The sequence below is a fragment of the Pseudomonas sp. FME51 genome (assembly GCF_014897305.1).
In genome coordinates, this window is sequence record NZ_JABUYN010000002.1 from 266,219 (window position 1) to 289,085 (window position 22,867).

General features: G+C 59.5%; 20 protein-coding genes and 2 pseudogenes. 7 read left to right on the forward strand and 15 right to left on the reverse strand.

Annotation, left to right across the window (positions count from 1 at the left end; all coding sequences use genetic code 11):
• From INT39_RS05665 to INT39_RS05675, 3 genes and pseudogenes are all read left to right on the forward strand, one after another.
• Positions 1–1,419, forward strand: a complete 1,419-nt coding sequence (locus tag INT39_RS05665) for an FAD-binding oxidoreductase (RefSeq protein ID WP_193072693.1) — start codon at positions 1–3, stop codon at positions 1,417–1,419.
• Positions 1,420–1,440: 21 nt separating this feature from the next.
• Positions 1,441–2,379, forward strand: a complete 939-nt coding sequence (locus INT39_RS05670; RefSeq protein ID WP_193072695.1) for a 2-hydroxyacid dehydrogenase — start codon at positions 1,441–1,443, stop codon at positions 2,377–2,379.
• Between the two features lie 126 nt (positions 2,380–2,505).
• Positions 2,506–2,819: pseudogene (locus INT39_RS05675) on the forward strand (DDE-type integrase/transposase/recombinase); the annotation flags it as partial.
• A gap of 70 nt (positions 2,820–2,889) precedes the next feature.
• Here INT39_RS05675 and INT39_RS05680 read toward each other — a convergent pair.
• The 3 genes and pseudogenes from INT39_RS05680 to INT39_RS05690 all read right to left on the reverse strand — a co-directional run.
• Positions 2,890–3,254: pseudogene (locus INT39_RS05680) on the reverse strand (transposase); the annotation flags it as partial.
• 272 nt (positions 3,255–3,526) lie between these two features.
• Entirely contained in the window at positions 3,527–5,104 is a 1,578-nt protein-coding gene (locus tag INT39_RS05685) for a TerC family protein (RefSeq protein ID WP_193072697.1), read from the reverse strand.
• 190 nt (positions 5,105–5,294) lie between these two features.
• Positions 5,295–6,575, reverse strand: coding sequence for a lytic murein transglycosylase (locus INT39_RS05690; protein WP_193072699.1), 1,281 nt, complete (start codon positions 6,573–6,575; stop codon positions 5,295–5,297).
• 294 nt (positions 6,576–6,869) lie between these two features.
• Between INT39_RS05690 and INT39_RS05695 the strand changes: the two genes are divergently transcribed.
• Complete coding sequence (locus INT39_RS05695; protein WP_193073043.1) at positions 6,870–8,135, forward strand: sialidase family protein; 1,266 nt, start codon at positions 6,870–6,872, stop codon at positions 8,133–8,135.
• On the forward strand, positions 8,132–8,761 hold the full coding sequence (locus INT39_RS05700; RefSeq protein WP_193072701.1) for a hypothetical protein: 630 nt from the start codon (positions 8,132–8,134) through the stop codon (positions 8,759–8,761). Before INT39_RS05695 ends, INT39_RS05700 begins: the two co-directional genes overlap by 4 nt.
• Before the next feature lie 5 nt (positions 8,762–8,766).
• On the opposite strand, the gene holA is transcribed toward INT39_RS05700, so the two are convergent.
• From holA to leuS, 3 genes are read right to left on the reverse strand one after another with little or no spacing between them, the layout of a single operon-like run.
• The gene (holA, locus tag INT39_RS05705; RefSeq protein WP_193072704.1) at positions 8,767–9,804 is read right to left on the reverse strand and encodes a DNA polymerase III subunit delta; all 1,038 of its coding nucleotides are present in this window, start codon (positions 9,802–9,804) and stop codon (positions 8,767–8,769) included.
• A gap of 3 nt (positions 9,805–9,807) precedes the next feature.
• Complete coding sequence (lptE, locus tag INT39_RS05710) at positions 9,808–10,353, reverse strand: LPS assembly lipoprotein LptE (RefSeq protein WP_193072705.1); 546 nt, start codon at positions 10,351–10,353, stop codon at positions 9,808–9,810.
• Between the two features lie 19 nt (positions 10,354–10,372).
• Positions 10,373–12,979, reverse strand: coding sequence for a leucine--tRNA ligase (gene leuS, locus INT39_RS05715; RefSeq protein WP_193072708.1), 2,607 nt, complete (start codon positions 12,977–12,979; stop codon positions 10,373–10,375).
• A 192-nt stretch (positions 12,980–13,171) separates the two neighbouring features.
• Between leuS and INT39_RS05720 the strand changes: the two genes are divergently transcribed.
• Positions 13,172–13,480 carry a hypothetical protein gene (locus INT39_RS05720; protein ID WP_193072710.1) on the forward strand — a complete coding sequence of 103 codons (309 nt, stop codon included), beginning with the start codon at positions 13,172–13,174 and terminating at the stop codon, positions 13,478–13,480.
• Here the strand turns inward: INT39_RS05720 and lnt are convergent.
• From lnt to miaB, 5 genes are all read right to left on the reverse strand, one after another.
• Positions 13,430–14,956, reverse strand: a complete 1,527-nt coding sequence (gene lnt / locus INT39_RS05725; protein ID WP_193072712.1) for an apolipoprotein N-acyltransferase — start codon at positions 14,954–14,956, stop codon at positions 13,430–13,432. The genes INT39_RS05720 and lnt overlap by 51 nt on opposite strands.
• 67 nt (positions 14,957–15,023) lie before the next feature.
• The gene (locus tag INT39_RS05730) at positions 15,024–15,863 is read right to left on the reverse strand and encodes an HlyC/CorC family transporter (protein WP_193072714.1); all 840 of its coding nucleotides are present in this window, start codon (positions 15,861–15,863) and stop codon (positions 15,024–15,026) included.
• Positions 15,864–15,877: 14 nt separating this feature from the next.
• Complete coding sequence (gene ybeY / locus INT39_RS05735) at positions 15,878–16,336, reverse strand: rRNA maturation RNase YbeY (protein WP_193072717.1); 459 nt, start codon at positions 16,334–16,336, stop codon at positions 15,878–15,880.
• Positions 16,326–17,339, reverse strand: coding sequence for a PhoH family protein (locus INT39_RS05740; RefSeq protein WP_193072719.1), 1,014 nt, complete (start codon positions 17,337–17,339; stop codon positions 16,326–16,328). Before INT39_RS05740 ends, ybeY begins: the two co-directional genes overlap by 11 nt.
• Positions 17,340–17,463: 124 nt before the next feature.
• Positions 17,464–18,804 carry a tRNA (N6-isopentenyl adenosine(37)-C2)-methylthiotransferase MiaB gene (miaB, locus tag INT39_RS05745; RefSeq protein ID WP_193072721.1) on the reverse strand — a complete coding sequence of 447 codons (1,341 nt, stop codon included), beginning with the start codon at positions 18,802–18,804 and terminating at the stop codon, positions 17,464–17,466.
• Between the two features lie 184 nt (positions 18,805–18,988).
• Between miaB and INT39_RS05750 the strand changes: the two genes are divergently transcribed.
• Positions 18,989–19,336 carry a DUF1820 family protein gene (locus INT39_RS05750; protein ID WP_193072723.1) on the forward strand — a complete coding sequence of 116 codons (348 nt, stop codon included), beginning with the start codon at positions 18,989–18,991 and terminating at the stop codon, positions 19,334–19,336.
• 131 nt (positions 19,337–19,467) lie between these two features.
• On the opposite strand, the gene INT39_RS05755 is transcribed toward INT39_RS05750, so the two are convergent.
• The 4 genes from INT39_RS05755 to INT39_RS05770 form a co-directional block, all read right to left on the reverse strand.
• A complete protein-coding gene (locus INT39_RS05755) occupies positions 19,468–20,052 on the reverse strand; it encodes a tetratricopeptide repeat protein (protein WP_193072725.1) in 585 nt (194 codons plus the stop codon).
• 102 nt (positions 20,053–20,154) lie between these two features.
• Entirely contained in the window at positions 20,155–21,435 is a 1,281-nt protein-coding gene (gene hemL, locus INT39_RS05760; RefSeq protein WP_193072727.1) for a glutamate-1-semialdehyde 2,1-aminomutase, read from the reverse strand.
• Positions 21,436–21,446: 11 nt separating this feature from the next.
• Positions 21,447–22,070 carry a thiamine phosphate synthase gene (gene thiE, locus INT39_RS05765; protein WP_193072728.1) on the reverse strand — a complete coding sequence of 208 codons (624 nt, stop codon included), beginning with the start codon at positions 22,068–22,070 and terminating at the stop codon, positions 21,447–21,449.
• A complete protein-coding gene (locus INT39_RS05770) occupies positions 22,067–22,867 on the reverse strand; it encodes a hydroxymethylpyrimidine/phosphomethylpyrimidine kinase (protein ID WP_193072730.1) in 801 nt (266 codons plus the stop codon). The genes thiE and INT39_RS05770 overlap by 4 nt, the downstream gene beginning before the upstream one ends.

The following is a 22,867-nucleotide window of genomic DNA, read 5'->3' on the forward strand; positions in this document are numbered from 1 at the left end:
ATGAATGCTTTACCTGAAACCTTGCTTAAGACATTGCATGAGGTGGTGGGCGATGCGGGCCTGATCACCGACGCCGAACGTATGCACAGTTATCTCAGCGATTGGCGCAACGCCTACCATGGCCAGGCCGCGATGGTGCTGCGTCCAGCCTCTACCGGGGAGGTCGCAGCGGTAGTGCGCTTGTGCAGCGAGGCGGGTGTCGCACTGGTGCCGCAGGGTGGTAATACTGGCCTGTGCGGCGGCTCGATTCCGGATGATTCGGGCAAGCAAGTGGTGCTGTCGCTGACCCGCATGGTGCGTATCCGCGCCGTCGACAGTGGCAACGAAACCATGACGGTTGAAGCCGGCGTGATCCTTCAGCGTCTGCAGGAGGCGGCGGCCGAAGTGGGTCGGCTGTTCCCGCTGTCGCTGGGCGCTGAAGGCAGTTGCACGGTCGGCGGCAACCTGGCGACTAACGCCGGCGGTACTGCCGTGCTGCGTTACGGCAATATGCGTGATTTGGTCCTGGGCCTGGAAGTGGTACTGCCCGATGGGCGTATCTGGAACGGCCTGCGCGGCTTGCGTAAAGACAACACCGGCTACGACCTCAAGCAGTTGTTCATCGGCTCCGAAGGCACGTTGGGCATCATCACTGCCGCCGTGCTCAAGCTGTTCCCAGCGGTACGCAGCCGGACTACCGCCTGGGTGGCATTACCCAGCCCGCAAGCGGCGGTTGAGCTGATCGGGCAGATGCGCAGCCTCTGCGGCGACCGTCTGACTGGCTTCGAATTGATGTCGCGGCAGAGCCTGGATTTTGTCCTCAGTCATGTGGCGGGCTGTAACGATCTGTTCGGCGAGATACATCCTTGGTATGTGCTGATCGAACTCAGCGATACCTTGGCCAACGCGCCGTTGAACGACATGCTGGAAAGCAGTTTGGGCGAGGCCTTCGAGCGCGGCACCGCCCTTGATGCGGTAGTCGCCTCCAGCGAAGCGCAAGTGGCTGCGCTGTGGGCACTGCGCGAAGGGATCTCGGAAGCGCAGAACCATGAAGGGCCGAGTCTCAAGCACGACATCAGTGTGGCGGTCAGCAGCATCCCAGCCTTTATCGAGGAAGCAGATATGCGCTTGCAGAAGGCGTTCCCCAGCGTGCGCATTGTCGCTTACGGCCATGTCGGTGACGGCAACTTGCATTACAACATCAGCAAGCCCCTGGGCGCCGAAGATTCTGCGTTCAAGGCGCAGGGCGAGGCGATCATGCGGGTGATTTTTGATGTCACCGTCAGCTTTGCCGGCAGTATCAGTGCCGAGCATGGCTTGGGCCAGTCCAAGCGTGACGCGGCGCGCCACTACAAAGACCCACTGGAGTTGGAGCTGATGCGTAGCATCAAGCAGACATTGGACCCGGCTGGCCTGATGAATCCCGGAAAATTGCTGTAGCCCATGTATCAAGGAGCCCCCATGAGCAAACCCCAGGTACTGCAGATCGGCGCGCTGAGCGAGCGGTTCAACCGCACGCTGGCAGAGCGCTATGACGTCACCGCGCTGTGGCAGCAGGCGGACCCTATGCAATTTCTCAAGGAGCACGGCGCTACCTTCGAACTGCTGGTGTCGTCGGCACGCTTCGGCTGCAGCGGCGAGCAGCTGGCATGCCTGCCTAATCTGAGCGTCATTTGCAGCTTCGGCGTCGGTTGCGACCCTTATCCGCTGGAGCAGCTGCGTGATCGCGGCATCGTTATCAGCACCACCCCGGACGTACTCAACGACTGCGTCGCCGACTTGGCTATGGGCCTGATGATCGACAGCGCACGGCAACTGACCGCCGCCGACCGCTTTGTGCGCGCCGGACATTGGCTGAGTGGTAACTATCCATTGACGCATAAAGTCAGTGGCAAGAAGCTCGGCATCGTCGGCCTTGGCCGTATCGGCCAGGCCATCGCCCGCCGAGCCCAAGGCTTCGACATGCCCGTGCGCTACCACAAACGCCGGCAGGACCCGGACAGCTCTTATGGCTATGCGGCGGACTTGCTGGAGCTGGCGAGTTGGGCGGACTTTCTTGTGCTGGCCTGCCCGGGCGGAGCAGCCACCCATCACCTGATCGATGCCAAGGTTCTATCTGCGCTCGGCCCGCAAGGCATTCTGGTCAATATCGCGCGTGGCAGTGTGGTTGATCAGGCAGCGCTGGTGTCGGCTTTGCTGGATGGCAGCTTGGGCGGAGCTGGATTAGATGTGTTTGACGGCGAGCCTGCGGTGCCACAAGCGTTGTTCGGCCTGCCTAATGTGGTATTACTGCCGCATGTCGGCAGTGCTACGCAAGAAACCCGCTTGAGTATGGAAGAGCTGGTGTTGGCTAACCTGTACGCTTTTATCAACAACGGTCAATTACTCACTCCTTTATAGGGAGTACGTTCCCTGATACGCAGTACGGCCATTCGCTGCCTGTTTATACGCTGCGCCGGGCCACAAGCCCTGCGGCGTTCTTCCCTAGCAGGCCATTGAAACATTCGACTCCAACGGCCCTAGCCCGTGATGGGTGAGCTTCAGTTGAAGTGCCTCGTTCGGGTGAAGAAATACCGTGCTTACAAGGAAGAAGCAGGCAGAGCTGCACCCAATCTCTTGCAGCGTGACTTTGATGCGCAAAAGCCCAATCAGAAGTGGGTAACCGATGTCACTGAGTTCAAGGTCGCAGGGCAGAAGCTTCATCTGTCGCCCATTCTGGACCTCTACAACGGCGAGATCATCTCCTACGATATCGCCAGGCACCCCTTATTCGAGATGGTTGGCAAGATGCTTAAACCGCGTTTGTACGGCTCCGGCCACATGAGAAAGCGGTCTTGCACTGAGACCAAGGCTGGCAGGATGGATTCAATTGGTCGTCGCAACACTGGGTTGTTGAACAGATTTTAGATACTCGTTCGTGCCGCGTTGCCATGGACTATGAGGGTCAGCGAAGAAGATCTCACTCCAGATTCGATGGTAAATCGGACGTGATCCGATAGCTCTTTCCCACGATTCCAGGCCAAAGATCGTCACAGTTCGATGGGAAGATCAGGCACCGTTTTTTTCAATGCGTTGGTCATGGTAACAGCCCCGTAGCCAGCCAGCGCAGGGCCGTTCTTCGTCCGAGGAATTAACCCATAGCCTGCCTCGCGATGCAGATGAACAAGCATGGTGAAGCGAGTTGAACGCTCGACCAGCGTTCCAATCGCAGAACGGTTCAGGCCGATGATCAGGTCGCCCTCCCAATGCCCTGGTACAGCGCGGTCTTCCACCTCAGGATATGTGATTTTACATGAATAACGGCATCCCGCCCCGATGACGGAACCAGCGTGGGCCTACCGGTGTTGATACGCGAACGGCTTCCGCTGCCTTTTCGCTTGTGATGCCGGTTGCTATCTGCCTGAGCCCTGTTCAATACAGGACCCAAACCCGCTGGTCGTAGATATGTGATCCGTCCAACTTTGGGTCACTCCAGAGCGTGGGAGCCATACTGTGGACACTCCTGCGTCCGAACCGGCAACCTGCACTACGGCCTGACTTTTGGTTTTTACTTTGTTGTTGAGAAGGCGTTTTCTGCTGCCCAGGTCAGCTCGACCCGGGCAATGCGCATATGCTCGATCTCCAGGATGCGTATCTGCCAGCCGTCTACGGTCAGCAATTCATCCTGTTCGGGCATATGCTCAAGCTGGTTCAGGATCAGCCCGGCGAGGGTGGTATACAGTGAACTGCGTGGCAGCGGTTCGGGTAGCTGGCGGTTGATCTCTTCCAGGTTTTCACTGGCATCGATTTCGTAGCGGCCGAGTTCCAGAGGCACCACGCTGGGTGTCAGATCCATGCCCTGTTCCGCTTCCGGCAACTCACCGGCGATGGCTTCCAGAATATCTGTCAGGCTGACAATACCTTCCAGAGTGCCGAATTCATCCACCACAAAGGCCATCTGCTTACCTTCATGGCGGAAGGCTTCCAGTGCCTTGATCGCGTTCTGTGTTTCGAACAGCACAACGGGTTGTTCAATATAGTCCTCGAAGTGCAGCGCCTCGCCGCGCAGCATAGCGCTCAGCAGCACCTTCTTCTGCACGATGCCCAGAGGTTCATCCTGCTTGCCATCACGGATGACTGCAAGGCGGGAGTAGGGCGATTCCAGCAACTGGTTGCGCTGTTCTTCCAGGCTGTTGCTCAGGTCCAGCGTATGCACCTCGCGGCGCGGTGTCATCAGCGCCTTGATATTGGTATCGGCCAGACTCAGGACACCACGAATCATGTCGCGCTCGTTTTCCTGGAACAGGGTTTCCGTTTCCGCATCAGGTTCAAGCGTAGCGTCGGAGGCGGGCAGGGCATTGTCACCCTTGCCCAGCAGACGCAGGATATTGTTGGCGGTGCGTTCACGCAAGGTCCCGCCGGTATCCAGCCACTTCTGCTTGTTACGCTGGGCGAGCTGATTGAAGAACTCGACCAGGATCGAGAAGCCGATGGCCGCATACAGATAGCCTTTGGGTATATGCAGGCCTACCCCTTCGGCCACCAGGCTGAAGCCGATCATCATCAAAAAGCCCAGACACAGAATGATCAGCGTCGGGTGGGCGTTGACGAAGCGCGTGAGACGTTTGCTGGCCAGCAGCATGACGGCCATCGCCACGATCATGGCGATGGCCATGACGGCCAGTTCGTCAGCCATGCCGATGGCGGTGATGACGGAGTCGATGGAGAACACTGCATCCAGAATCACGATCTGGGTAACCACCACGCCGAAGCTGGAATAGGCCACTTTGGCAGCGCTGGTCTGTATCCGCCCTTCCAGGCGTTCATGCAGCTCCATGGTGGCCTTGAACAGCAGGAACAGACCACCGACAAGCATGATCAGGTCGCGTGCAGAAACGGCATGATCCTGAACATGGAACAATGGAGTGGTCAGGGTGACCAGCCAGGCAATACTCATCAGCAGCGCGAGACGCATGATCAGCGCCAGCGACAAGCCGAGAACACGCGCTCTGTCGCGCTGTTCGGGCGGCAGTTTTTCCGCCAATACAGCGATGAACACCAGGTTATCGATGCCAAGCACGATTTCGAGGGCAATCAGGGCAAATAGGCCCGCCCAGACAGTAGGATCAGCCAACCATTCAAACATGGGAGACCTCCACTATGGGCTGAGACAAGGCAACTGCAGAAATCGATTGTAAGGATGGGGTGCGAAGACGGCCTGTCATCGCGTTAGTTCGGGGGGGGGGGACAGAGTTCAAAACGATAAACCGGTAGCTATTGGAACGCTCTTTATACGCTTTCTTCTGTCCCCAGACAAACGGATATTTGCTGCAGCTTCAGTTCGTCTGTTGGCGCAGTGCTTTCAATAGCTGTTGGTCCGGGTAGCCATCGGCGGGCCAGCCGAGCGCAATTTGAAGGCGGCGTATTGCCTGACGGGTATTGGCGCCGATAATGCCATCGACACTGCCGGGGCCATAGCCTTGTGCTTCCAAGCGTTCCTGCAGTTCCAGGCGTTCGGTACGGGACAAGGGTTTGTCATCGGTGGGCCAGTTGGCGTAGATCTGCCCCTGCCCCTGGAAGCGCTCTGCCAGCAGCGCGATGGCGAGGGCGTAGCTGGTGGAATTGTTGTAACGCAGAATGCTGCGGAAGTTATTCATGATCAGGAATGCCGGGCCACGATGGCCGGCCGGCAGAATAAGTGTGGCGTGAGCATTGGAACGCGTGGCCAGCGGGCGGCCGAGTGCATCGGTGACGCCCAGTGCGGACCACTCTGACATGGGCTTACGGATGGACATGTCGGCCAGCGCATAATCAAACCCGTCTGCCAGACGCACTTCCATGCCCCAGTTTGCACCGGACTGCCAGTTCGAGGCGCGAAGATAATTGGCAGCGGAGGCAAGGGCGTCCGCTTCGGTATGCCAGATATCCCGCTTACCGTTGCCGTCGAAGTCCACCGCGTGATCGTTGTAGGTAGTGGGAATGAACTGGGTCTGGCCCATGGCGCCAGCCCAGGAGCCTGTCATGTCATCGACCGTGGTGTCACCCCGCTGCAGGATTTCCAGGGCGGCCAGCAATTGGGTCTGGGCGAAATTGGAGCGACGTCCCTGGTGGGCGAGTGTGGCCAGTGAACGGATCACTGAGCGGTTACCCATATTGCTGCCGAAGTTGCTTTCCAGTCCCCAGATGGCGACCAGAATATGGCGGTCAACACCATAGCGCTCTTCGATCTCTTGCAGAACGCTGGCATGCCGGGCCAGCATGATGCGACCGGTGGACTGTCGCTGTGAAGACAGGGCACCGTCCAGATACTCCCAGACCGGCCGGGCGAATTCCGGCTGACTTCCGTCGGCCTTCAGAACCGCAGGATCAGGCTCGATCTCTTGAAAAGCGCGATCAAACAGCTTGGCATCGATACCTGCGGCCAAGGCCTGATCACGAAACTCATCGCGCCATTGGTTGAAACTGCGCTCCACGCTGACCACCCCGGCGCTTCTCGATCCCGGCTGAACCGACGCTTCCAGGCGGCTTTCACCGCAGGCAGAAAGTACCAGCAGGCTGGCTGCAAGGGCAGCAAGGCGGCGGCATGGGGTGTTGAAGCGAGCGGGCAGATTGAGCATGTATCAGTTTCCGGCAAATTCAGATTCCGGCCCACTGTATCACGCGATCTGGCGAGGGCGAACCGGTGGGCGCTGGTTGTACTGCTGTTTGAGGGCGGAGTCAGCATCAGGTTCCTTCGTCGCCTCGGTGAAAGATAAAAATATTCGATTTAGGACAGGGCTGGTAGTATTCGGGGATGACGTTTTGCAGCCAGGCTGTTTGCGCATATTCGGGGCGTATTGGCGCTGTTGGTACACGTTGATTATGTAGAAGAATAAAGAATGCAAAGGAATAGTAAATTCAGTCGATGGCGGATGCTGGCGATTCCCGCTGTCTTGGGTGTGTTTTTTACCGCATGGTTTTTACATCCGACTTACGAAATGTCGGATTTCTCACCTTTCCCTATTCAGGATTTCGAGTCCTCCTTTCTACATCAGGATGCAGAGTTCCAACAGGGTTTCGCTTCATCGGACCTGGATGAGTTTGTCCACTCGCCCTCCGTTGCGGCTTTGCCTGAGGGGGATCTGATGGCGGTCTGGTTTGCCGGCTCCAGAGAAGGTGCCGCCGATGTTGATATTCGCGCTGCGCGATTCGACGCGGTAAGCGGCAGCTGGGATGAAGAGCGCGTTCTGGTTACGCGGGAAATGACCCGCCGCGCGATAGGCAAGCCAATCCGTAAGCTGGGTAACCCGGTGATCGCCTACTCACCGGATGATCGCTTGTGGTTGTTCTATGTGTCGGTCTCGGTGGGTGGTTGGGCAGGCAGCGCGGTGAACGTCATGGTGTCCGACGATCTCGGTGCCAACTGGTCCAAGCCACGGCAGCTGATCACCACACCCTTCGTGAATATAAGCACGCTGGTGCGCGCTGCGCCGGTGTTTCACGAAGATGGTTCGATCGGTCTGCCGGTATATCACGAGTTTCTCGGCAAGTTTCCCGAGTATCTGTATATGGATGCACAGGGGCGGGTGGTCGACAAATTCCGCATTGCCGATGGCACCAATTCATTGCAACCCACTATAGTCCCTCTGGGTGGTAAACGAGCCGTAGCCCTGTTGCGGGATGCGAGCGAGGTCGGGCACGTACTGGCTACCGTCACCGAAGACGCCGGGCGTACCTGGAAACCCGAGTGGGCGGTTGCGCCATGGAATCCCAATGCATCCCTCGCTGCTGTACGTTCCAGCCAGGGCAGTTTGCTGGTGGCGCAGAATAACCTGATTGATGGGCGCTTCAGTCTGAGCTTGGACGAAGCCTCGGAAAGTCTCACAGAATGGTCGCTGGTAGCCTCCCTTGATGCTTCACCGGACCCGCAAGGCAAGCCCTTTCCGCGATTCAAGTATGAGGAATTGATCGGTGAGAAGTTTCTATCGACCGGCGGCGCGGCGCGCCGGGGGCTGCTGGCCGACTACCTGCGCGAGATCGATCAACGCATGTGCCGCAAAGGCATGTGCGACTTCCAGTATGAGTACCCATATATGATTCGTGCCACCGATGGCCGCTACCACGTGGTCTACGCCTGGAATAACAGTTTTATCAAGCACGTGGCATTCAATGATGCCTGGGTGGAGGCGCAGCTGTGATTCCCGTAAGCCTGCAGTCTTGCCTGAGCTTTGCCCTGATTGTGTTCCTGTTGTTGCCGAACCGCCGAATCCCCATGCGCTACCGTGGTCCGCTGTTGCTTGTGGTGCTGGTCATAGGAATCATCCCCCTGCCCACCGGGTTGTCATTGGCCGGTTACCTGCGCGGACTGACTGACGAGCTTTCTATCACGGCGATGGTCTGGATGCTCGCCGGAACGGCGCTACGGCTGGGCTGGCTGCAGCCTGGGTCGAGTGCTTGTTCGTGGCAGTTATGCTCGGTATTCGCCGTGTTGGGGGTGTTGCTCTATCCCGCGTCGATGGGTGTGGGAATGCTCGACACCTACGGCTGGGGATACTCGCCGCGGATGTTGATTGCACTGATAGGAATGCTGGCGTTGGCACTTCTGTTGCTGGGCAACATGCTCGGTGTGCTCATATTGACGTTGGCCACATTGGCCTTCACGCTGGGTATCAAGGCTTCGGACAATTACTGGGACTACCTGATTGATCCCTTCGTCGTGTTCTATTCCATCGGGGTATTGGCAGCTAACTCGATAGCCGCCCTGTTGAAATGGCGTCGCAGCCAGTTCGCTCCGGCACCGCAGTTGGATGAAGGGCTGGATTGAGCGGGTTAGCTGGTAGCCAGAGGCAGTCTGGCGCCGGCTGCTTTTACCAGCATCAGCGCCAGACTGTCCCAGGACGAGCCTGAAGCCTGACCCTTGATCTGCTCATCGGCTTGCTGAGCGAGGCGCAGCATCGCTTCCCAGGTGGTCACCGTGTGACGTTGCAGGGCGCGAGACACCAGAGGTTTGCGCTTGTCCCAGATCGGCGGGCGCTGGCTGGAAAAAACCTTGTCCTGAGGGATGCCACGGGCGAGATCGTGGGCCATGTTATGCAGGCTGCGCAATTCTCGGGTGACCGCCCAGAGCACCACTGGTGCTTCCACGCCTTCTCCTTTCAAACCCTGCAATATACGCAGCGCATGCTGGGCATCGCCCTGCAACATGGCGTCGGTGAGATTGAAAACATCGAAGCGGGCGCTGTCGGCAACCGCCAGCTGCACCGTCTGCAGGTCCAGCTGACCGCTGTCGCAGAATAACTTGAGCTTCTCGATCTCCTGCGCGGCGGCCAACAGGTTGCCCTCGACGCGCACACTCAGCAGCTCCAGTGCTTCGGGCGTGGCGTGCAGACCGGCGGCAGCCAGACGATCACGCATCCAGCCCGGCAACTGTTGTGCATCTATCGGCCAGATCTGTACGAAGCGGCTGCTGCCATGCTCGATCAGGCCCTTGGCCCATTTGCTGCGTTGGGTGCTGCCGTCCAGCTTGGGCAGGGTAACCAGCAAGGTCGTGTCGGGGGGAGGGTTGTCCAGCCAGGCCAGCAGAGCCTTGCCGCCTTCATCCCCAGGCTTGCCGCCGGGAATGCGCAGTTCGATCAGACGCTGTTGAGCGAACAGTGACAGGCTGTGACTGGCATCATGCAAGTGACCCCAGTCGAAACTGCGATCCACGTGAAATACCAGGCGCTCTTCGCTGCCGGCCTCGCGACAGGCACGGCGAACCAGATCGGCAGCTTCACCGGCGAGCAGCGGATCATCGCCGCTGATCACATAGACCGGCGCCAGCCCGTCACCGAGCTGGCGCTGAAGCTGCCCTGCGTTGAGCTTCACGACTCAGGGAGCCTGACGATCAAGCGCCTGTTCGCGAGCCGCGAGATCGCTGGCGGAAATACTCGACAAGCGGAACATCAGCTGACGAGTCAAGTCCTGAAGCATCTCGCGGTGCAGCAAGTCTTCTTCTTCGCTGGTACCGATCAGGTTGTCCTTGTCGTTCACATAGACCCGCTGGGTGGAGAGGGTTTCCGGCCCGATAAGAGGGCGATTCTGGCGGTCGCTGATCTGGAATGTCAGCTCACTGGTGAGCTCATATTCGGCAGGAGTCGACCGGTAGGTATAGGTGACCGCGCGCCGATCCTTGCGTTCATCCAGCAGCTGCAGGTGGTAGGGTGCTGAGGTGCGTACGTCCACACCATTGATCTGGAGTGCTTCCAGCACACTCTGGTAAGTAGGGCCGTAGCTATTGCGGGCAGTGACGCTCAGTTCATCCAGCTTGACGTCGTCGACCCCAGTACCGCGCAGATGGAAGCCGCAGGCGCTGAGCAGCAGACTGGTGCCGAGCACAGCACAACTCAGCAGATGACGTGGACGTTGCAGTGGCATGCCGATTCTCCGTTGCGTATCAATTGGCGACAATATTGACCAGCTTGCCGGGCACCACAATCACCTTGCGGATACTCAGGCCTTCAGTAAAACGCAGAACACCTTCATTGGCTCGGGCAGTGGCTTCCACGTCTTCGCGGCTGGCATCGGCCGGCACCTGAATGTGGCCGCGCAACTTGCCATTGACCTGAATGACCAGCTCGAGACTGTCCTGTACCAGGGCAGTCTCGTCCAGCGTCGGCCAGGGTGCGTCGATCACCGGAGTGTCGTGTCCCAATGCCTGCCACAACGCATGGCCGATGTGCGGAGCGATAGGTGCCAGCAAGAGGGTGACAGTCTCCAGACCTTCCTGCAGTAGAGCGCGGTCCTGCTCGCCGGTCTGCGGTGCCTTTTCCAGTACATTCATCAGTGTCATCACGGCGGCAATGGCGGTGTTGAACTTGTGGTGCTGGCCGATATCCTGGCTGGCCTGACGAATCGCAATATGAATGGCGCGACGCAGGTCCTTCTGAGCATCACTCAAACTGTTGAGATCCAGCGCCACGCTGGAGCCCTGAGTGGTGTGCTGATTGGCCAGGCGCCAGACCCGGCGCAGGAAGCGGTGCGCGCCCTCGACACCGGCGTCCGACCATTCCAGGCTCATGTCCGGTGGGGAGGCAAACATCATGAACAGGCGGCAGGTATCGGCACCGTACTGATCGATCATGAATTGCGGATCGACCCCGTTGTTCTTCGACTTTGACATCTTCTCGATGCCGCCGATGACCACCGCCTGTCCGTCGCTTGCCAGGTGAGCGGCAATGACCTTGCCTTTGGCATCGCGCTCCACCTCGACATCAGCCGGGTTGAACCAGGTCTTGCTGCCGTTCTCTTCGAGACGATAGTAGGTCTCGGCGATGACCATGCCCTGCGTCAGCAGGTTCTTGAATGGCTCATCCGAATCGACCAGGCCCTGGTCGCGCATCAGCTTGTGGAAGAAGCGCGCGTACAGCAGGTGAAGAATGGCGTGCTCGACACCACCGATGTACTGATCCACTGGCAACCAATGGTTGGCTGCGGCCGGGTCTACCATGCCCTGCTCAAAATGCGGCGAAGCGTAGCGGGCGAAATACCAGGAGCTCTCGACGAAAGTGTCCATGGTATCGGTTTCGCGCCGAGCAGGCCGGTTGCAGGTCGGACAGGTGCACTCGTAGAACTCGGGCATCCGAGCGAGCGGCGAGCCGGCACCATCGGGCACGACGTCTTCAGGCAGCACGACCGGCAGTTGATCTTCCGGTACCGGTACATCACCACAATGCTCGCAGTGGATGATCGGGATCGGGCAGCCCCAGTAGCGTTGACGGCTGATACCCCAGTCGCGCAGGCGATATTGGGTGCGGGGTGCCCCCAGCTCCTTCTGCTTGAGCACTTCGCCGATGGCGGTGAAGGCGCTATCGAAGTCCAGACCGTCGAATTCTTCGGAATTGATCAGTTCGCCCTTGTCCCCATAGGCATCCTGCCAGGGGGCGGGCGTTTCGTCGCCTGCCGAGGTGCGTATGACCGGTTTGATCGGCAGGTGGAACTGGCTGGCGAACTCGAAATCGCGTTCATCATGCGCAGGTACGGCCATGACCGCACCTTCGCCGTAACTCATGAGGACGTAGTTGGCGACCCAGACCGGCAGCTTTTCGCCGGTCAGCGGATGCTCGACGAACAGTCCGGTGGGTCGGCCCTGCTTTTCCTGGGTGGCGATATCAGCTTCGGCTACACCACCACGCTTGCATTCATTGATGAAGGTCTGCAGTGCCGGATTGTTCTCGGCGGCCTGGGTAGCCAGCGGATGCTCGGCGGCGACTGCGACATAGGTCGCGCCCATCAAGGTGTCGGGGCGGGTGGTGAAGACCTTGAGCTTGCCGGCGCTACCGATCGAGGTCTGATCGTAGGGGAAATGTACTTCCATCCCCACGGATTTGCCGATCCAGTTGCGCTGCATCGTTTTGACCTGTTCCGGCCAGCCGGGCAGGTTGTCCATCGAGTCCAGCAGTTCTTCCGCATAATCGGTGATGCGGAAGTAGTACATGGGGATTTCGCGCTTCTCGATCTCGGCGCCGGAGCGCCAACCCTTGCCGTCGATCACCTGTTCATTGGCGAGTACGGTCTGGTCGACCGGGTCCCAGTTGACGGTACCGTTCTTGCGATAGATCACGCCTTTTTCGTACAGCTTGGTGAACAGCCACTGTTCCCAGCGATAGTACTCGGGGGTGCAGGTGGCGAACTCACGCGACCAGTCGATTGCCAGCCCCAGGCTTTTCAGCTGGGTGCGCATATAGTCGATGTTGGAATAGGTCCAGGCGGCGGGTGCGACGTTATTGTTCATCGCGGCGTTTTCCGCTGGCATACCGAAAGCATCCCAGCCCATAGGCTGTAGTACGTTCTTGCCCTGCATCCGCTGGTAGCGGGCGATCACGTCACCGATGGTGTAGTTGCGCACGTGGCCCATGTGCAGCTTGCCGCTCGGGTAGGGGAACATCGACAGGCAATAGTAGGTTTCGCGGCCTGGCGTTTCGTCCACCTTGAAGGCGTCGGTTTGTTCCCAGGCGGTCTGGGCGGCGTTTTCTATTTCGCGGGGAGAATACTGTTCTTGCATGGGCGTGGACTGTTTGTCGACTCGTATGTCAGAGAAAAAAGTAATGAGGCAGGATACACCACCGGGCCGGGCACAGGTAGGGGCTGTTGCCATTCGTCGCGAGCCGCGGGAGAAATCGGAGGTCGGGTCTATGCTGTGGCAAAGGACGTCCATCTGCCTTTGGACAGCCATATTTACCTAGGGAGAAAGATCATGAAACATGTGCAGCCGGAGCCTTTTGCCTGTGGACGCGACTCATCCTACGGGCGGCTGCTGCGCCGTCTGGATCAGGCGTTGGATGTCGCTCGTACCCGGCAATGGATGGCGGGCCAGCAGGATGTGCCGGCAGAGCTGGAAGTGTACGGTTTGAGCAAGCAGGATGTGCAATTGTTGAAGCAGATTCTCAGTGCCATGCAGCGTGATGGCATGCCTCTCTACCTCAGCAATCTCGGGCGCGCCGCCGCGCCGCCCTCAGTGCTTGCGGCGCGCGACTGCGCACAACATCAGCGCAGCCAGTACTGACACCGCCAGCGGCCAGCTGCCGAAACGCAGCCAAGGCGTAAGACCTTTGCGGGGTTGTACGTCGCCGCGCAATACCGATTGTTCGAACTGCGGTATGCGCGCGGTGATTCGACCCTGGTGATCGATCAACGCCGTTACGCCGTTGTTGGTCCCCCGGATCATCCAGCGTCCGCTTTCCAGGGCGCGCATGCGGGCCATCTGCAGGTGTTGCAGTGGGCCGATGGATTTGCCGAACCAGCTGTCGTTGCTGATGGACAGCAAGAGCTCGCTGTGCGCCGCCAGTCGGCCAGCGAAATCGGGGTAGACGGTTTCATAGCAGATCATGGGTGCCAGTCGGTATCCCGCAGCTTCGAGTGGTTCCTGCTGCAACGGGCCGCGGGAGAAGTTCGACATGGGCAGATCGAAGAAGCTGATCACTCCGCGCAACAGATCTTCCAGCGGCACGTATTCACCAAAGGGCACCAGTTTGTGCTTGAGGTATTGGCTGGGTTGGTCGCCGGCCACCATGATGCCGTTGTAGATGCGCATCTCACCTTTGGCGTCCACTTCGTCGACCGGAATGCCGGTAATCAGCGTGCTGCCTTGCTGGGCCAGGTTGGTAGCCATGCCCTGGACGAAGGGCATGGCGCGGCTGCTGAGTACGGGTACGGCGGTTTCCGGCCAGAGGATGATGTCTGCTGGCTGGGCATAGCTGAGGTCGCGGTAGGTCGCCAGCGTGTGGTCGATATGCGCGGGATCCCACTTGCGCGACTGTTCGATATTGGCCTGAATCAGCGCCACTGAGAGCGGTGCACCCGCTGGCCGGGTCCATTCGACGCTGCTTAGCAGGGCGCCGCCGATCCAGATCGCGGTCAGTAGCGCGCCCGCCAGCAAGCCATGGCCGAGGCGGCGCCACAGACGCCACTCGCTGAGCAGGCAGGCGCTGAGGACGCTAAGGAAGCTGAGCAACCAGACACCGCCCAGTGGCGCCCAACCCGCCAGCCAGGTATCGGTATGGGCATAACCCTGATACAGCCACGGAAAACCGGTGAGAAACCAGCTGCGAAAGAATTCCTGAGCCACCCACAGAGCGGCAAACCCCGTCGCGGCCAACCAGGGATTGCCACTGGGTCGCAGCCAGCGCGCCCAGAGCCAGCCCATTGCCGCCGGCAGTAACGCCAGTCCAGCGACAAACAGTGCAGTCAGCAGCGCTGCCAGTGCCGGGGGCGCATTGCCATGCACATGAATGCTGACGTAAACCCAGGATACGCCGCTGAGAAACAGCCCAACACCCCAGCACCAGCCGCGCCACAATGCTTGGCGTCCATTCAGATCGTGCAGTCCCTGATACAGCAGGGCCGCCGACAACAGTCCCAGAGGCCAGATATCGAAGGGGGTAAACGATAGGGTGGTCAGCGCACCGGCGATCAGGGCGAATACATCGCCGCGCCAGCCGGGCAGGCGCAGTAACTCAAGCAGTTTATCCAGCAGTCGCATGAGAGCTCTCATCAAACATCTATTTTCACGGGCCTGCAGATAATCTGTGGGAGCACTCCCATCAATATCAAGGCTGGATCACGGACACCCGCAGCAGATGCACGCGACGGCTGTCGGCATTGAGAATGCGTACCCGGAATCCATCCAGCTCGACGATCTCGTTGCGCTTGGGCAGATGGCCGAAGGCATTCATTACCAGTCCGCCAAAGGTATCGAACTCTTCGTCGGAAAAGCCGGTATCAAACTGCTCGTTGAAATCCTCGATCGGGGTCAGCCCCTTGATCAGGTAGTCGCCGGAGGGCAGGGGTTTGATGTAGTCCTCGTCATCGATGTCGTGCTCGTCCTCGATGTCGCCGACGATCTGTTCCAGCACGTCCTCGATGGTGATCAACCCGGAAACACCGCCATACTCGTCAATCACGATGGCCATGTGATTATGGGTCGAGCGGAATTCCTTGAGCAGCACATTGAGCCGCTTGGACTCAGGGATGCAGGTGGCCGGGCGCAGCAAGTCCTTGATATTGAAGCGCTCGGTATTGCCTTCCAGCAGTAACGGCAGCAGATCCTTGGCCAGCAGGATACCGAGGACGTCGTCGATGCTTTCGCCGATTACCGGGAAGCGGGAGTGAGCCGCCTCGATGACCGATGGTAGAAACTCGCGGGGCGTCTGGGATGCCTTGATGGTGGTCATCTGCGAGCGCGGGATCATGATGTCCCGCACCTGCATGTCGGCGACTTGCAGTGCGCCTTCGATGATCGCCAGTGCCTCGATGTCGAGAACCTCGTTGTGCTGCGCTTCGCGCAACAAATCGAGCAGTTCCTGGCGGTTACGGGGTTCGTGGGCAAAAGCCTGGGTCAGTCTCTCCAGCCAGGACTTGTGTCCGTTGCTCGATCGATCTTCGCTCATGGGGTTATTACTCATCACTCGTCGGTTTCAAGATAGGGATCGGCAATGCCCAGTTCGGCAAGCAGCCGGCGCTCCAGGGCTTCCATTTCCTCGGCTTCGTCGTCATCGATATGGTCATAACCCAGCAGGTGCAGGCAGCCATGGATGACCATGTGCGCCCAGTGAGCTTCTGCGGGCTTGCCCTGTTCGGCAGCTTCGCGATTGACTACCGGAACGCAGATGACCAGATCGCCGAGCAAGGGGATGTCCAGTTCAGGAGGCAGGTCAGCGGGGAAGGACAGCACATTGGTGGGGTAGTCCTTGTGCCGGTACTCGCTGTTCAGTGCCTGGCTTTCGTCGGTATCGACCAGACGTATGGTCAGCTCTTGTCCGGGCTTGTCACGCAGGGCCAGGGCGGCCCAGCGTATCAGACTGTCGTCATCAGGTTGCCCGATAGCCTCGGTAGCCCTTTGTATGTCTACCTCAACGGTCATTACGGCGCTCCTCGCGCTCCTGCTCCTGGCGGCTGTCAAAGCGTTCATAAGCCTCGACGATGCGCTGCACCAGCGGATGACGCACCACATCCTTGGATTTGAAGTGAGTAAAGCCGATACCTTTCACATCCTCGAGCACATCCATCACGTGGGTCAGGCCTGAGCGCGTGCCACGGGGCAAGTCGACCTGGGTGATGTCCCCGGTGATCACTGCCGTGGAGCCAAAGCCAATGCGCGTGAGGAACATCTTCATCTGTTCCAGCGTGGTGTTCTGGCTTTCATCGAGGATGATGAAGCTGTTGTTCAGGGTGCGCCCGCGCATATAGGCCAGCGGTGCGACCTCGATCACCTGCTTCTCGATCAGTTTGGCGACCTGTTCGAAACCGAGCATTTCATACAGGGCGTCGTACAACGGACGCAGATAGGGGTCGATCTTCTGCGACAGGTCGCCGGGCAGGAAGCCCAGCTTCTCGCCGGCCTCGACTGCCGGGCGGACCAGCAGAATGCGCCGGATCTGCTCGCGCTCCAGCGCATCCACCGCGCAGGCGACGGCCAGATAGGTCTTGCCGGTGCCGGCCGGACCAATACCGAAGTTGATGTCATGTTCCTGAATCGAGCGCACATAACTCTGTTGGTTCGGCCCGCGCGGTTGAATGGTCATGCGCTTGGTGCGCAGTACCACGGGCTTGTGGCCGTCAGTCTGTTGCAGTGACTCGCTGAGGTTTTCCAGTCCCGACTCTTGCAGATACAGATGCACGGTATCCGGCTCCAGATCCTTGTTGTCCCGCGTTTCGCGGTACAACTGACGCAAGACTGCCTCGGCAGAACGGGTGATGGCTGGATCGCCGATCAGCTCGAAGTGGTTGCCGCGGTTGCGGACCTCGATACCGAGGCGTTGCTCGATAAGACGAAGGTTTTCATCGAATTGACCGCAGAGACTGGCAAAGCGCCGGGAGTCTACGGGCTCGATGCTGAAGCGATGAATAGTCGAGGAAGCGTTCAAATTGGTCCGTTAGTGGCCATGTGGCTATCAGGAAAGACAGCATAGCCCGCAAATCGGGCTATGCAAAGATGGGCAATGAGTCGCAGCCCGCCATGCACAGCGGGCTGGACGGAGGGCGCTGAAATCAATGCACTGTTTCGCTCAGCAGCGTACCACGCAGAGAGTGGGGCAGTGCTTCGTCGATCTGCACATCGATAAACTGGCCGATCAGCTGCGGTTTGTCACAGCGGAAGTTGACGATGCGGTTATGCTCGGTCCGGCCCTGCAGCATGCCCGGGTCCTTCTTCGAGTAATCTGTGACCAGAATGCGCTGGGTACTGCCGACCATGCGCCGGCTGTTCTCGAAACCCTGCTGATTGAGCCGGGCCTGGAGAATCTGCAGGCGCTGCTTCTTGATGTCCATGGGGGTGTCGTCGGGCAGGTCGGAAGCCGGCGTGCCGGGGCGGGCGCTATAGATGAAGGAGTAGGAGAAATCGAAACCGACTTCCTCAACCAGCTTCATGGTCTGCTCGAAATCGCGGTCGGTCTCGCCGGGGAAGCCGATGATGAAGTCCGAGCTGAGAATGATATCTGGCACCGCCGCCCTGAGTTTGCGTATCCGGGACTTGTATTCCAGCGCGGTGTGGTTGCGCTTCATGCCGGCCAGTACGCGGTCGGAGCCTGATTGCACCGGCAGGTGCAGATACTTCACCAGCTCCGGCACTTCGGCGTGGGCGCGGATCAGGCTGTCGGAAAACTCCAGCGGATGCGAGGTGGTGTAGCGGATGCGGTCGATGCCATCGATTTCCGCTACCACCCGGATCAGGTCAGCCAGGTCGGCGATGCCGCCGTCGTGCGTCTGGCCGCGATAGCCGTTGACGTTCTGGCCCAGCAGGGTGACTTCGCGCACGCCGTTCTCGGCCAGATGCACGCATTCGGCCAGCACGTCATCAAACGGGCGACTGACTTCTTCGCCGCGAGTGTAGGGCACCACGCAGAAACTGCAGTACTTGCTGCAGCCTTCCATGACCGAGACATAAGCGGTCGGACCGTCCACGCGGGGTTCGGGCAAATTGTCGAATTTCTCGATTTCCGGGAAAGAAACGTCCACTTGTGCATTGCCGGTGGTGCGGGCAGCGTTGATCATTTCCGGCAGGCGATGCAGGGTCTGTGGGCCGAAGACCACATCTACGTAGGACGCACGGTCGCGAATCGCCGTGCCTTCCTGGCTGGCAACGCAGCCACCGACACCGATGATCAGATCCGGGTTCTTTTCCTTCAGCGGCCGCCAGCGCCCCAGCTCGGAAAACACTTTCTCCTGCGCCTTCTCGCGAATCGAACAGGTATTGAGCAGGATGAAATCGGCCTCGTCGGGGCGGTCGGTCAATTCCATTGCCTGATGTTCACCGAGCAGGTCAGCCATGCGCGAGCTGTCGTACTCGTTCATCTGGCAACCGTGGGTCTGGATAAAAAGTTTTTTTGCCATGGGATTTGCAGAGGTGACTCGTGGAGAAAAACGGCGATTATACACGGAAGGCCGGGGTGATGTTATGCCTGCGGCGACGGGCTGCACACCACAGTTGATAAGGTTAAATGTGATATGATCCGCGACCTTTGACCGGGCGTCCGATGCCTGCGGTCCTATTCATGTTGTACGATGTGTGAGTTCAATGAGCAAAGATAAGCAACAGCCCATCTTTCGGGTGATTTTTCTCAATCAAGGTCAGGTTTACGAGCTGTACGCCCGTCAGATTTTTCAGAGCGAGCTGTGGGGGTTTCTGGAAATCGAAGAGCTGGTGTTCGGCGAACGCTCGCAGATGCTGGTTGATCCGGGCGAGGAAAAGCTCAAGAACCAGTTCGAAGGCGTCAACCGCAGCTTTATCCCGGCACATTCCATAGTGCGCATCGATGAAGTCGAGCGCGTTGGTCAAGCCAAGATCAGTGAAGCCAAGGCGGGCGGCAACGTCATGTCGTTCCCGATGCAGCCGGGGCCGGGTCAGGGACCGGGTAACAACTGATCCTGGTCAGCGCTCGAAGACGGTTTTTTGTGGGAGTGGCCTTGGCCACGAAGAGGCCTGCCTGAAACCCACGCGGCCAAGGCCGCTCCCACAAAGCTCCCACAAATCTGGCGTTCGGACTGGCCGACTATTTACTGAACGGCCGGTTCAGCCTCATCAGCGCCGCCCGGCAACTGCCGCAACTGCTCCTCACGGATATGCCGTAGGTAGTTGCGAAACAGTGTGCCCAATACCTGAGTGGCGGCGGCGACTTCTTCGTCGGACATCTGCTCGGTCAGCCTGTCACTGGCATCCATTGCCGCATCCTGACCATTGACCGCAGCCATCTTCAGAATGATGTAGGCCTGCGGCAGGTTGCGCTCGACGCCCTCGCCATCAATGTGCATCAGGCCAAGGCGGTACTGTGCATCCGGATGGCCCTGAACCGACGCCTGTTCATACCACTTGAGCGCCTGCTGCAGATCCCGCTCGGTGCGTTCGCCATGGTAATACAGCTCGCCCATTTCAAATTGCGCCTGCATGTCGCCGGCCTCGGCGGCAGCTGTGCAGTTTTCCAGCGCCAGTGGCAGGCTCTCATCATCGACGCGATTGAAGGCGCAGCGCTCTTCGGTGCTGATCACCAGCGGCGCAAGGGATTGGGCGGACGCGACGGGAGTGCCGATGCTCAGTGTGCACAGGGTGAATGCGCTGAAGAACCTGACAAGAGAGCTATTCATTATTGGCGGGCCGTCTGATCCTGAAGGAGGGAAGATGTTGCTATTGTGCGCCTGATCCGTGCGCCAGCCAACCGCCATGACGGCGGTTGGCTGGCCCTTTGATTAAAGGGAAGCGAAAGCCCGCTCGGCGGCATCCAGCGTCAGCTGCAGTTCGGTATCGCCATGGGCGATGGAGGCGAAGCCTGCTTCGAAGGCGCTGGGTGCAAAATACACACCCTGTTCCAACATGCTGTGGAAGAACCTGGCAAAGCGCTCGGCATCGCTGGCCATGACATCCTCGAAGGTCAGGATGTTATCGGCTCCACTGAAATACAGTCCGAACATGCCACCCGCTTGAGTAGTAACAAAGGGCACGCCGGCCGTATCGGCGCGATCCTGCAGTCCCTGCAGCATGCGGCTGGTATAGCTGGTCAGTTCGTCATGAAAACCGGGACGGCTGATGAGTTTCAGAGTGGTCAGGCCGGCGGCCATCGCCAATGGGTTGCCGGACAGCGTCCCAGCTTGATAAACCGGCCCCAGCGGTGAGATGTATTCCATGATGTGCTGCTTGCCACCGAAGGCGCCGACCGGCATGCCGCCGCCGACGATCTTGCCGAAGGTCGACAGGTCAGGGGTGACGCCATAATAGGCCTGTGCGCCACCGAGAGAGACGCGGAAGCCGGTCATGACTTCGTCGAAAATCAGCACCACGCCGTGTTCATCACAGGCTTCGCGCAGTCCTTCGAGGAAACCGGGTACGGGCGGTACGCAGTTCATGTTGCCGGCCACCGGTTCGACGATGATGCAGGCGATGTCCTTACCGACCTTGCTCAGGCTTTCACGCACGGCAGCGATGTCGTTGTAGGGCAGGGTCAGGGTGTGCTGGGCAAAGGCCGCCGGCACGCCGGGCGAGCTGGGTACGCCGAAAGTCAGTGCGCCGGAGCCGGCCTTGACCAGCAAGCTGTCGGAATGACCGTGGTAGCAGCCTTCGAACTTGATGATGGTATCGCGACCGGTATAACCCCGCGCCAGGCGAATCGCGCTCATGGTCGCTTCGGTACCGGAGCTGACCATGCGCACCATGTCCATCGACGGCACCATGGAGCAGACCAGCTCCGCCATCTCGGTTTCCATCGCGGTCGGCGCGCCGTAGGACAGGCCGTGATCCAGCTGGCGACGGACGGCATCAAGTACGTCCGGGTGGCTGTGGCCGAGGATCATCGGACCCCAGGAACCCACGTAGTCGACGTAGCGTTTGTCGTCTTCATCAACGATGTAAGCGCCTTCGGCATGCTTGATGAACAAGGGCGTGCCGCCAACGCTGCGAAATGCGCGAACTGGGGAGTTCACACCACCGGGGATATGTTTCTGGGCACTGGCAAAAAGGGTTTCCGAGCGGGACATGGGCAGTTCTCTCAAGGTGTCAAAGCGGTGAAATCAAGTGCGCGACGGCGAACGGCGGCGGCGGATTCGACGCCAAACAGTCCGTGCACGACGGCAAGCAGGTCGGCGCCTGCATCATAGAGTGGTTGTGCGTTATCCAGCGTGATACCGCCGATGGCAACCACGGGTACAGCAAAGCGCGAGCGGGCTTCCTGGAGCAGGCTGGTGCTCGCTGTTGGTGTACCGGGCTTGGTGGCGGACTGGAAGAAACGACCAAAGGCAATATAGCTGGCCCCGGCGACAACTGCCTGTTCGGCATATTCCAGGCTGGCGTGGCAGGTAGCGCCAACCAGTGCATGCGGGCCGAGTTGCTGGCGCGCCTCACGCAGGCTGCCGTCATCGCGACCCAGATGTACGCCAACCTTCAAGCGGCTGGCCAACTCCAGATCGTCATTGATCAGCAGCTGGGCGGCATACTGCTCGCACAGGGTTTTCAGCTGGCTGGCTTCTTCCAGGCGGCGCTCGGGATCGGCGCTCTTGTCACGATACTGCACCAGGCGCGCACCACCCGCCAGAGCGGCCTCGACATAGGGCAGCAACTTGCCATCGGCCAGCAGCGTGCTGTCGGTAATGGCGTACAGGCCGCGCAAATTCACTGGCAGAAATCCAGCGGCAGGCGGCGCGGCACATACTGGCCGTGGCCGGGCTGCTCCGCATCACGCAGAGTGCGCCAGGTGTAATCCAGAGCAGTCTTGACGGCGCTGACCAGCTCTTCGCCGAGGGCCAATCGTCCGGCCAGGGTGCTGGCCAGCGTGCAACCGGAGCCGTGATAGCTGCCGGGCAAGCGTGCACAGGTGAAAGTGTGCTGGCTGCCGTCACGGCAATAGAGGCGGTTGTGGATGTCCTGTTCATCACCATGGCCGCCGGTGATCAGCAGGTTCTGGCAGCGTTCAAGCAGCTTGTCCGCGCATTCGTCAGCGCTGCCGTTGGGCAATTCAGCGAGGATGCGTGCTTCGGGCAGATTCGGCGTGACGATGCGGGCGATCGGAAGCAGCTTCTCGCGCATGGCGTAGCCCACCTCATCCTTGCCGAGGGAGCCACCGCCACCCGCGCGCAATACCGGGTCGCAGACCAGCGGTAGATGCGGATGGGCTTGCATGATCTCCACCACGGTATCGACCATGTCGAGATTACCCAGCATGCCGAGCTTGACTGCCGACACCGGCATATCATTGAGTACGGCATTGGCTTGGGCCAGCACCCACTCGCGGTCGAGCACACGGAAGTCGAGAACATCAACGGTGTTCTGCACCGTCAGCGCAGTGATGGCCGGTGCAGCATGGCAGCCCTGGGCGATCAGTGCTTCGATATCAGCCTGCAGGCCGGCGCCGCCACTGGGGTCATGGCCGGACAGGCAAAGTACTACGGGGCGAAAGGACGTTGGCATATTCAT

Bases quoted from the DNA above. Each gene is read 5' to 3' on its own strand.
- INT39_RS05730 (WP_193072714.1), bottom strand. From the start codon at position 15,863: ATGAGCGAAGATCGATCGAGCAACGGACACAAGTCCTGGCTGGAGAGA.
- INT39_RS05750 (WP_193072723.1), top strand. From the start codon at position 18,989: ATGAGCAAAGATAAGCAACAGCCCATCTTTCGGGTGATTTTTCTCAAT.
- lnt (WP_193072712.1), bottom strand. From the start codon at position 14,956: ATGCGACTGCTGGATAAACTGCTTGAGTTACTGCGCCTGCCCGGCTGG.
- hemL (WP_193072727.1), bottom strand. From the start codon at position 21,435: ATGTCCCGCTCGGAAACCCTTTTTGCCAGTGCCCAGAAACATATCCCC.
- INT39_RS05695 (WP_193073043.1), top strand. From the start codon at position 6,870: ATGCTGGCGATTCCCGCTGTCTTGGGTGTGTTTTTTACCGCATGGTTT.
- INT39_RS05720 (WP_193072710.1), top strand. From the start codon at position 13,172: ATGAAACATGTGCAGCCGGAGCCTTTTGCCTGTGGACGCGACTCATCC.
- ybeY (WP_193072717.1), bottom strand. From the start codon at position 16,336: ATGACCGTTGAGGTAGACATACAAAGGGCTACCGAGGCTATCGGGCAA.
- INT39_RS05755 (WP_193072725.1), bottom strand. From the start codon at position 20,052: ATGAATAGCTCTCTTGTCAGGTTCTTCAGCGCATTCACCCTGTGCACA.
- INT39_RS05685 (WP_193072697.1), bottom strand. From the start codon at position 5,104: ATGTTTGAATGGTTGGCTGATCCTACTGTCTGGGCGGGCCTATTTGCC.
- miaB (WP_193072721.1), bottom strand. From the start codon at position 18,804: ATGGCAAAAAAACTTTTTATCCAGACCCACGGTTGCCAGATGAACGAG.
- INT39_RS05690 (WP_193072699.1), bottom strand. From the start codon at position 6,575: ATGCTCAATCTGCCCGCTCGCTTCAACACCCCATGCCGCCGCCTTGCT.
- INT39_RS05670 (WP_193072695.1), top strand. From the start codon at position 1,441: ATGAGCAAACCCCAGGTACTGCAGATCGGCGCGCTGAGCGAGCGGTTC.
- leuS (WP_193072708.1), bottom strand. From the start codon at position 12,979: ATGCAAGAACAGTATTCTCCCCGCGAAATAGAAAACGCCGCCCAGACC.
- INT39_RS05770 (WP_193072730.1), bottom strand. From the start codon at position 22,867: ATGAATATGCCAACGTCCTTTCGCCCCGTAGTACTTTGCCTGTCCGGC.
- INT39_RS05665 (WP_193072693.1), top strand. From the start codon at position 1: ATGAATGCTTTACCTGAAACCTTGCTTAAGACATTGCATGAGGTGGTG.
- lptE (WP_193072705.1), bottom strand. From the start codon at position 10,353: ATGCCACTGCAACGTCCACGTCATCTGCTGAGTTGTGCTGTGCTCGGC.